This window comes from Nonomuraea aridisoli (genome assembly GCF_003236395.1).
Lineage (GTDB): Bacteria > Actinomycetota > Actinomycetes > Streptosporangiales > Streptosporangiaceae > Nonomuraea > Nonomuraea aridisoli.
On record NZ_POUD01000318.1, the window covers coordinates 1 to 9,820 of the forward strand.

General features: G+C 68.8%; 10 protein-coding genes. 8 read left to right on the forward strand and 2 right to left on the reverse strand.

Annotation, left to right across the window (positions count from 1 at the left end):
• Both C1J01_RS41955 and C1J01_RS41960 read right to left on the reverse strand, forming a co-directional pair.
• On the reverse strand, positions 1-350 hold a 350-nt coding region (locus tag C1J01_RS41955; RefSeq protein WP_146615921.1), incomplete at its 3' end, for a hypothetical protein.
• A 168-nt stretch (positions 351-518) separates the two neighbouring features.
• A complete protein-coding gene (locus C1J01_RS41960) occupies positions 519-1,619 on the reverse strand; it encodes a GNAT family N-acetyltransferase (RefSeq protein WP_111184614.1) in 1,101 nt (366 codons plus the stop codon).
• Between the two features lie 55 nt (positions 1,620-1,674).
• Here C1J01_RS41960 and C1J01_RS41965 point away from each other — a divergent pair, with 55 nt between their 5' ends.
• The 8 genes from C1J01_RS41965 (at position 1,675) to C1J01_RS51625 (ending at position 9,690) form a co-directional block, all read left to right on the forward strand.
• Positions 1,675-2,526, forward strand: coding sequence for a tRNA (adenine-N1)-methyltransferase (locus tag C1J01_RS41965; protein WP_111184615.1), 852 nt, complete (start codon positions 1,675-1,677; stop codon positions 2,524-2,526).
• Between the two features lie 204 nt (positions 2,527-2,730).
• Complete coding sequence (arc, locus tag C1J01_RS41970; protein WP_111184616.1) at positions 2,731-4,494, forward strand: proteasome ATPase; 1,764 nt, start codon at positions 2,731-2,733, stop codon at positions 4,492-4,494.
• A gap of 83 nt (positions 4,495-4,577) precedes the next feature.
• Positions 4,578-5,600, forward strand: coding sequence for a pyridoxal-phosphate dependent enzyme (locus C1J01_RS41975; protein ID WP_111184620.1), 1,023 nt, complete (start codon positions 4,578-4,580; stop codon positions 5,598-5,600).
• A gap of 66 nt (positions 5,601-5,666) precedes the next feature.
• Complete coding sequence (locus C1J01_RS41980) at positions 5,667-6,746, forward strand: acyltransferase family protein (RefSeq protein WP_235855028.1); 1,080 nt, start codon at positions 5,667-5,669, stop codon at positions 6,744-6,746.
• A gap of 86 nt (positions 6,747-6,832) precedes the next feature.
• A complete protein-coding gene (dop, locus tag C1J01_RS41985) occupies positions 6,833-8,347 on the forward strand; it encodes a depupylase/deamidase Dop (protein WP_111184618.1) in 1,515 nt (504 codons plus the stop codon).
• 184 nt (positions 8,348-8,531) lie between these two features.
• Positions 8,532-8,741, forward strand: coding sequence for a ubiquitin-like protein Pup (locus C1J01_RS41990; RefSeq protein WP_020547596.1), 210 nt, complete (start codon positions 8,532-8,534; stop codon positions 8,739-8,741).
• A 33-nt stretch (positions 8,742-8,774) separates the two neighbouring features.
• The gene (locus tag C1J01_RS51620; RefSeq protein WP_111184619.1) at positions 8,775-9,536 is read left to right on the forward strand and encodes an endonuclease VII domain-containing protein; all 762 of its coding nucleotides are present in this window, start codon (positions 8,775-8,777) and stop codon (positions 9,534-9,536) included.
• Positions 9,481-9,690, forward strand: a complete 210-nt coding sequence (locus tag C1J01_RS51625; protein WP_220040379.1) for an endonuclease domain-containing protein — start codon at positions 9,481-9,483, stop codon at positions 9,688-9,690. The genes C1J01_RS51620 and C1J01_RS51625 overlap by 56 nt, the downstream gene beginning before the upstream one ends.
• Positions 9,691-9,820 lie beyond the last annotated feature (130 nt).

The following is a 9,820-nucleotide window of genomic DNA, read 5'->3' on the forward strand; positions in this document are numbered from 1 at the left end:
TCCCCGAACTCCCGCCCCGCCACCCACACGAACAGGCGCTCCCGCGCCACCACCGGCACCGCCACGGCCAGGAACCCGGGCTCGCCCACCGCGGCGTCGCGCGGCAGCCGTACCGCCGCCCGGGACACCGCGAGCTCCTTCAGCACCCCCGACTCGCTCAGCCACCGGCGCACCCGCAGCGGATCGCCCGGCGGGACGTGCACGTGGACCGGGCGCGCCCGCGTGCCCAGCGCGTCCACCCACACGAACCCCGCGCACGACGTGCCCCCGACCGCCGCCGCGGCCCGCGCCAGCCGGTCGAGCAGCCGCTCGCCGTCCAGACAGGAGAACGCGGCGATGAGTTCACGCATGGCGACATCGACACTGTGCTGGGGCATCGCGGTCGTCCCTCGGAAACGGAGGCGGGGAGACAGAGGCCGTCACGTGCGGCTGCCCCGACTATCGCTCCCGGCGCCGCCCTGGGCAAGAAAGCGGAAATTTCGGACCATGTCGCCGGGGCGCGCGGCCGACCGCAACCGCTACCGCCGCCACGTCGATCGCAGCAGCGCCCACTCCACGTCGTCGGCCCGCGTGCCGTCCGGCTTCGGGAACAACTCCCGGTGCACGCCCTCGCGCCGGAACCCCGCCCGCTCCAGCACCGCGTGCGAGGCCACGTTGCCGACGTCCGTGCCCGCCACGATCCGGTGCAGCGGCGTGTTGGCGAACGCCCAGTCCACCAGCAGCCGGACCGCCCGCGTCATGTAACCCTTGCCCCGGTGGGACGGCAGCAGCGAGTAGCCCACCATGGCCTGCGCCAGCGGCGGCAGCACCTGCGTCAGCTGCACGTGCCCGGCGAACTCCCCGGAGGCCGCGTCGCGGATCGCCAGCTCCACCCGCTGACCCGACACCCACCAGTAGCCGGTGTACCGGCAGCGCCGCTCGTCGTCCTCCAGCGTGCCCGGCGGGCTCACCGCGTACGCGGCCACGCCGGGGTCGGCCATCATCCGGTGGTAGTCGGGCGCGTCCTCGACCGTCAGCGGCACCAGCCGCACCACGCCGTCGTTCAGCTCCCCGCCCTCGAAGAACGGCAGGTACGGTTCCGCCGGCGGCGCCGCCTCCCCCTTGAGCCTGGCGAAGGTGACCAGATCCATGTACCGCCCGTCGCGCAGCCGCTTGGCCTCCCGCCGCCGCCCCTCCTCGCGGAACCCCGCCTTGTACGCCACCCGCAGGCTCGGCACGTTCTCCACCTCGGCCTGCAGCTCGACCCGGCGCAGCCCGTGGTCGAACGCCCAGTCCGTCAGCGCCCGCGCCGCCGTGGCGGCCACGTTCCTGTTGCGCGCCCACGGCGCCACCACGTAGCCGATCTCCGCGACCCCCCAGTGGTCGGGCGGCCGCACCCCGATCGAGCCGACGAGCCGGCCGCCCTCGGTGATCGCGTACTCGGCCCCGCCGTCCTGCCACCGCGCCGCCGCGATGCCGAGGTACTCGCGCGCGTGCTCGATCCGGTACGGCTGCGCCAGCAGCGGCAGGAAGCGCGCGGTCACCGGGTCGTCGCTCATCTTCACGATGTCCTCGAGGTCGGACTCGCCCGGTGGGCGCAGGATGAGAGAGCCGGTGGAGATCACGTCGCGAGGGAGCATCCCCCATAGATATCGCGCGTCCTGACGCCCCCGAAAGCCCTATAACCTTGCCGCCATGGGTTTCCGCAGGCATGGGCCTTTCCAGGTGGGGGATCAGGTGCAGCTCACCGACCCCAAGAACAAGCGCCACACGATCACGCTCAAAGAGGACGGCGTCTTCCACACCCACAAGGGCGCCATCCCCCACAGCGACCTGATCGGGCAGCCTGAAGGCTCCGTCGTGCGCTCCTCCGGCGGCACCCAGTACCTCGCCTTCCGTCACCTGCTGCAGGACTACACGCTCGCGATGCCGCGCGGCGCCGCCGTCATCTACCCGAAGGACGCCTCGATGATCGTCGGCATGGCCGACATCTTCCCCGGCGCCCGGGTGATCGAGGCCGGCGTCGGCTCCGGCGCGCTCACCTGCTTCCTGCTGCGCGCCGTCGGCCCCGAGGGCCACGTGACCTCCTACGAGCGCCGCGAGGAGTTCGCCGACGTGGCGCGCAAGAACGTCGAGAAGTTCTACGGCGGCCCGATGGACGACAACTGGCGGCTGGTCGTCGGCGACCTGGTCGGCTCGATCGACGAGGCCGACGTCGACCGCGTCATCCTCGACATGCTCGCCCCGTGGGAGTGCGTGGACGCCGCCGCCAAGGCGCTCACCCCCGGTGGGGTCATCTGCTGCTATGTCGCGACGACCACCCAGATGTCCAAGACTGTGGAGGTCATTCGCGATCACGGGTGTTTCACCGAGCCCCATGCGTGGGAGACCCTGGTTCGCGACTGGCACGTCGAAGGACTCGCGGTGAGACCCGATCATCGGATGATCGGCCACACCGGGTTCCTCGTCACCGCCCGTCGCATGGCCGACGGCGTCACCCCGCCGCCGCGCCGCCGACGACCGAAGGGGACCACCGAAGAACTATGACAATTTGGCCACGAGGGTGCGCTGGTGCGTGACACGGGAACAGATGACCGTGTTCATATGCTGGGAGTATTAAACGCCCTATTGGGGATTATTCAACGAATACTGAATGTCACTCTACGAACACTGCCCGGCCAGGTTACGGAGGGGCCCGAGATAGGTAAGGTCCTAAGTAGTCGCCCTCGACTGGGAAGGAGGTGACGGGGCGTGGCAGCTCGCGATGATGCTGAGGCTCGAGCCGCGCAGCGCGAACGGGAGGTCGCTGATCTTTCAACACAGGTCTCCTTCCTCCAGGAGGAGATCACCGCGCTGCGGCGGAAGCTGGCCGAGTCACCCCGTCAGGCCAGGGTCCTCGAAGAGCGTCTGCACGAGGCACAGGCGAATCTCGCGGCCGTGACCGGCCAGAACGAACGCCTGGTCGCAACGCTCAAGGAGGCCCGGGACCAGATCGTCGCCCTCAAGGAGGAGGTCGACCGGCTGGCGCAGCCGCCATCCGGTTTCGGCACCTTCCTCGAGGCCCGAGAAGACGGCACGATCGAGGTGTTCACCGGAGGCCGCAAGCTCCGGGTGAACGTCAGCCCCAGTGTCGACATCGACTCGCTGCGGCGTGGCCAGGAGGTCATGCTCAACGAGGCGCTCAACGTGGTCGAAGCCCTCGGCTACGAAGAGGTCGGCGAGATCGTGATGCTCAAAGAACTGCTCGACGAGGGCAGGCGCGCGCTGGTCATCTCGCACGCCGACGAAGAACGCGTCGTGCGACTGGCCGACTCGCTGGTCGGCCAGCCCATCAGGGCCGGTGACTCGCTCCTGCTCGAACCTCGTTCCGGCTACGTCTACGAGCGCATTCCGAAGTCCGAAGTCGAAGAACTGGTGCTGGAGGAGGTCCCGGACATCTCCTACGAGGAGATCGGCGGCCTCATGCGGCAGATCGAGCAGATCAGGGACGCCATCGAGCTGCCCTACCTGCACTCCGACCTGTTCCGCGAGCACAAGCTCCGTCCGCCGAAGGGCGTGCTGCTCTACGGCCCGCCCGGTTGCGGCAAGACCTTGATCGCCAAGGCCGTCGCCAACTCCCTGGCCAAGCAGGTCGCGGAGAAGACCGGCCAGTCCGGCAAGAGTTTCTTCCTCAACATCAAGGGCCCGGAGCTGCTCAACAAGTACGTCGGCGAGACCGAGCGGCACATCCGCCTGGTCTTCCAGCGGGCGCGTGAGAAGGCCTCCGAGGGCACCCCGGTGATCGTGTTCTTCGACGAGATGGACTCGATCTTCCGGACCCGAGGCTCCGGCGTGTCGTCCGACGTGGAGAACACCATCGTCCCTCAGCTGCTGTCGGAGATCGACGGCGTCGAGGGCCTGGAGAACGTCATCGTCATCGGCGCCTCCAACCGCGAGGACATGATCGACCCGGCGATCCTGCGGCCCGGCCGCCTGGACGTCAAGATCAAGATCGAGCGGCCGGACGCCGAGGCCGCCAAGGACATCTTCTCGAAGTACCTCGTGTCCGACCTGCCTCTGCACCCCGACGACCTCGCCGAGCACGGCGACTCCCGCGAGGCCACCATCCAGGGGATGATCCAGAGCGTCGTCGAGCGCATGTACCAAGAGAGCGAGGAGAACCGCTTCCTCGAGGTGACCTACGCCAACGGCGACAAGGAAGTCCTGTACTTCAAGGACTTCAACTCCGGCGCGATGATCCAGAACATCGTCGACCGGGGCAAGAAGATGGCCATCAAGCAGTTCCTCGAGACCGGCCAGAAGGGCCTGCGGGTGCAGCACCTGCTCACGGCCTGCGTGGACGAGTTCTCCGAGAACGAGGACCTGCCCAACACCACCAACCCCGACGACTGGGCCCGCATCTCCGGCAAGAAGGGCGAGCGGATCGTCTACATCCGCACGCTCGTCTCCGGCAAGCAGGGCACCGAGGCAGGCCGTTCCATCGACACGGTCGCCAACACCGGTCAGTACCTGTAGGACCCTGACGACAGGGCCGCGCGGCATAACCGTGCGGCCCTGTCGTCTGTCCGGGGCGCCACCCGCGGCCTACCATGGCGATCATGGAGTTCGCCAACCCCGGCCGCGCCCCCTACACCGAGCGTGAGCTCATCGCGGCCGGGCACGCGCGCCGGGCCCGGGCCCACTTCTCCCGGCGGCCCGGCTACCGGCCCACCCCCGTGCACACCATCCCCGGGCTCGCCGGCGCCCACGCCGCCTACGTCAAGGACGAGAGCGCCCGCATGGGCCTCGGCAGCTTCAAGGCCCTCGGCGGCGCCTACGCCGTCCACCAGCTCGCCCAGCGCGACCCCGGCGGCCCGCCGTTCGTCTGCGCCAGCGCCGGCAACCACGGCCTGTCCGTCGCCTGGGGCGCCGCAGAGGCGGGCGTGCCCTGCGTCGTGTACCTCGGCGACGACGTCCCCGAGACGTTCGCCCAGCGGCTGCGCGCCCTCGGCGCCGACGTGCGCCGCAGCGGCGGAGACTACGACGCGAGCATGGCGGCCGCCCTCCACGCCGCCGGGGAGCACGGCTGGCGGCTCGTGGCCGACAGCTCCTGGGAGGGCCACACCGGCGTCCCCCTCCTCGTCATGCGGGGCTACGGCGTCCTGTTCGACGAACTCGCCGACACCTGCCCCGAACCCACGCACGTGTTCGTCCAGGCGGGCGTCGGAGGCCTCGCCGCGGCCGCCGCGGCGTACGTGCGCGACCGCTGGGGCGAGGCGCCCCGCATCGTGGTCGTCGAACCCGAAGGCGCGCCCTGCCTCATCGAGAGCGCCCGCGCCGGCCGCCCCGTACGCGTCGCCGGCGCGCCCACCACGCTCGGCCGGCTCGACTGCCACGAACCCTCACTGATCGCCCACCGCCTGCTCACCCGCCTCGCCGACCTCTACATGACCGTCACCGACGAGCAGGCATGCGCCGCCGCCCGGGAACTGGCCGCACACGGCGTGCATCTGTCCGCCTGCGGCGCCGCCGGAGCCGCCGGACTGCTCGCCCTCACCCCCGAAGCCCGCTCCGCGCTCGCCCTCGACCGGACGTCACGCGTCTTTCTCGTGGGAACAGAGGGACCAGTGGAACCAAAGTGATCGAAGTGACGTCAAAGGAGCGTGCATTCACCTAACCGGCCGAAGCATGCGCGGGGGGACGGCCGGTTGGCCGAACTCGACCTCCTCCGCTTCCTCGCCGCCCTGGCGGTCGTCGCCTTCCACTACCTGGTCGCGTACGCCTCCGTCTGGGGAGACCGGCCGGCCGAGTTATTCCCGGCCCTCGCCCCCCTCGCCGGGCTCGGCATCCTCGGCGTCGAACTGTTCTTCATCATCAGCGGCTTCGTCATCCTCATGAGCGTCTGGGGACGCGGCCTCGGAGCCTTCGCCCGCTCCCGCCTCGTCCGGCTCTACCCCGCGTACTGGCTCAGCCTCGCCGCCATCGCGGCCCTCTACGGGCTCACCGCCGCCAAGCCGCTCGACCCAAAACTTTCACCAGGGGAGTACCTGGTGAACGCCACCATGTTCCAGCGGCTGTTCAAGATCACCGACGCCAGCGGCGTCTACTGGTCCCTCTGGGCCGAGCTCCGCTTCTACCTGCTGATCTCCATCCTCGTGATCATCGGGGTCACGTACGGACGCGTCCTGGCCTTCGCCGGCATCTGGCTCGCCGCCGTCATCGGCGCCCGGCTGCTCGACGACGGCCTCCTCAACGAGATCGTCATGCCGAACTACGCGCCGTACTTCATCGCCGGCATGGCCCTCTACCTCATCCACAAACACGGCAGCGCCTGGCTTCCCTGGCTCTACGTGGCCGCCGGCTTCGCCCTGTCGATCGGCTCCGCCCTCGACCGCGTCCACAGCCGTATCGACCTGGCCGGCTTCAAGAACATGCCCGTCACCGACACCAGCGTCATCGTCACCATCACCCTCATCTACATCGCGATGTCGCTGGCCGCCCTCGGAATGCTCCGGCTCAAGTCCTCCCGGCTCCTCACCGCGCTCGGCGGCACCACCTACCCGCTCTACCTCTTCCACAGCGCCGTCGCCGTGGCCCTCATCCCGTTGCTCGCCGGCGACCTGCCCCCGTGGGCGACCGCGACGATCACGACACTCGCTGCGATTCTCCTGTCATATCTCGTCTACTCCTTTGCCGAACGCCCCATCCAGCGGCTTCTCAAGCCCCGCAGACGCCCAGAAACCCCAGCAGCTCCCGCCGTAGAGGTCCAAAAGGCGTCGGTGCCATAACTCTGTGACCCTGGGGCACTGTGAAGGGCATAGGCTCGGGCATATAAACGGCGGATAGACAGATCCGGACGAACAGAGGGTGTTGCATGACGGTGCGTCGGGTGATGGGCATCGAGACCGAGTACGGCATCTCCGTACCCGGCCAGCCAGGCGCCAACGCGATGGTGACCTCCTCCCAGGTCGTGAACGCCTACCTCGCCGCCTCGGCGGCTCGCGCGCGCAGAGCACGATGGGACTTCGAGGAGGAGAACCCGCTGCGCGACGCGCGCGGCTTCGACCTGGCCAGAGAGGTGGCCGACCCGACCCAGCTGACCGACGAGGACCTGGGTCTGGCCAACGTCATCCTGACCAACGGCGCTCGGCTCTACGTCGACCACGCCCACCCCGAGTACAGCGCGCCCGAATGCACCAACCCGCGGGCCGCCGTCATCTGGGACAAAGCCGGCGAAAGGGTCATGTACGACGCGGCGACCCGCGCGTCCGCCATCCCCGCCAACGCCCCCATCCAGCTCTACAAGAACAACACCGACGCCAAAGGCGCCTCCTACGGCTGCCACGAGAACTACCTCATGCGGCGCGCCACCCCCTTCGCCGACATCGTCCGCCACCTCACCCCCTTCTTCGTCTCACGACAGGTCGTCGTCGGCGCCGGCAAAGTCGGCATCGGACAGGACTCCCGCGGCGAAGGCTTCCAGATCAGCCAGCGCGCCGACTTCTTCGAAGTCGAAGTCGGCCTCGAGACCACGCTCAAGCGGCCCATCATCAACACCCGCGACGAGCCCCACGCCGACCCCGAGAAATACCGGCGCCTCCACGTGATCATCGGCGACGCCAACATGTCCGAGATCTCCACCTACCTCAAACTCGGCTCCACCGCCCTCGTCCTCGCCATGATCGAAGACGGCTTCCTCACCCGCGACCTCACCGTCGAGAACCCCGTCCAAGCCCTGCGGGCCGTCTCCCACGACCCCACCTGCCGCTACGAGATCCCCATGCGCGACGGCCGCAAGCTCACCGCCGTCCAGCTGCAGATGGAATACCTCGAACAAGCGCGCAAATTCGTCGAAGAACGCGGCACCGCCCAGGACGAGATGAACAAGGACATCCTCGACCGCTGGGAATCCGTCCTCACCCGCCTCGCCGAAGACCCCATGCAGCTGTCCACCGAACTCGACTGGGTCGCCAAACTCGAACTCCTCGAGGGCTACCGCAGCCGCGACGGCCTCGCCTGGTCCCACCCCAGACTCCAGCTCGTCGACCTCCAGTACTCCGACATCCGGCCCGACCGCGGCCTGTACAACCGCCTCGTCGCCCGCGGGCGCATGCAGCGGCTCGTCACCGAGGAAGAGGTCCAGCGCGCCGTCGAACACCCGCCCAACGACACCCGCGCCTACTTCCGCGGCCGATGCCTGCGCCAATACAGCGAATCGGTCGCCGCCGCCTCCTGGGACTCCGTCATCTTCGACATCCCCGGCCGCGAGTCGCTCCAGCGCGTCCCCACCCTCGAACCGCTGCGCGGCACCAAGGCGCACGTCGGCGAGCTGTTCGATCGGTGCGAGACCGCCGCCGACCTCGTCGCCGCGCTCACCGGCGGCGAGTGACGCGAGAATCTTCGGCGCGCCGCAGGGTGTCCGGAACATCCCGATCTGCTGCGGTTTCGGGGATTCAAGATTGGATAGGATTGCTATCTGATCTACCATGCAAGATCACCGGGCGATCGGCGCGAAATGTCGCCCGGTTCGGGGAAGATATCCGTAGAGGCAGTCCCCCAAGCGGAGGTACGACATGGCAACCAAGGACACCGGCGGCCAGAAGCAGACCGGTCGGCGCGAGACCGAAGTTGAGGAGACCGAGGCTTCGGCGGCGCCCGACGTCCAGGAGCGTCAGGAGAAGCTCACGGACGACGTCGACGCGATCCTGGACGAGATCGACGAGGTCCTCGAAGAGAACGCAGAGGAATTCGTGAGGAGCTATGTCCAGAAGGGCGGGGAATAGGCGGGTTTGTCCGAAATCTGAGGGGCGGCTCGGGTGGACGACTCCGGTGCGGTGAAGCGGTGCCCGGACTGCGGGGAGCTCAAGGCGGTCTCCGAGTTCGGGCGCAATGCCCGCCTGGCCGATGGGCTGGCGCGCTACTGCAAGACCTGCTTCCGGAGGCGTTCACAGGAGAGCTACCGCAAGCGCAGGGCCGAGCAGGGCAAGGTCGTGCGCGAACGGGTCCAGGTCCCCGAAGATCACAAGTTCTGTCCCCGTTGTTCCGAGATCAAGCCCCGGGCCGACTTCGGCCGTAACCGGACCGCCAAAGACGGACTCACCACCTACTGCAAGCAGTGCCACACCATCGTGGCCCGCGAGAACAAGGCCAAGAACCACGGCAGCGAGCGGAGCTACCTGCTCCGCTACCGCTACGGCATCACCGACGACGATTTCGCGCGCATGCTCGCCCGTCAGGGCGGGCTCTGCGCCGTCTGCCGGGCCGTCCCTGGCACGTTCGTCGACCACTGTCACCGGACCGGGCAGGTCCGGGGTGTTCTCTGCTTCAACTGCAACAACGGGCTCGGCCACTTCGGCGACAACACGGTGCTGCTGGAGCTGGCCGCGCTCTATCTCGATGGTGAGCTGCTCTGGCCGGAGTTCGTGGTGCTTCCCGAGCGGCGTGAGGGCGGGCCGGTGGCTCCGCGTGGTGTGCTGGGATCGGCCGCCGGAGCATGTGGATCATTGTCACCGTACGGGCGAGGTGCGGTACGCGTTGTGCCTGCCGTGCAACACGGGGATCGGGCAGTTCCGGGATGATCCGGCCGTGGTGTGGCGGGCGCTGGCGTACGTGGAGGCCGTGGAGCCGTACGGCGACGAGGTCGTGGTGTCGGATGAGGAGTTGCGGGAGCTGGTGCGGGCGGAGGAGGAGCTGCGCTCGGCGTTCTACGCGACGGTGACGCGGGTGGGCTGAGGGGCGCTGAGGTTCACTGCTCGGGCATGGTGTAGTCGACGCCCACGCCGAGCAGGCGGATGGGGCGGGTGAGGTCGAAGCGGTCGAGGATGGCGAGGGCCGTCCGGGTGACCGTGGCGGGGTCCGTGGT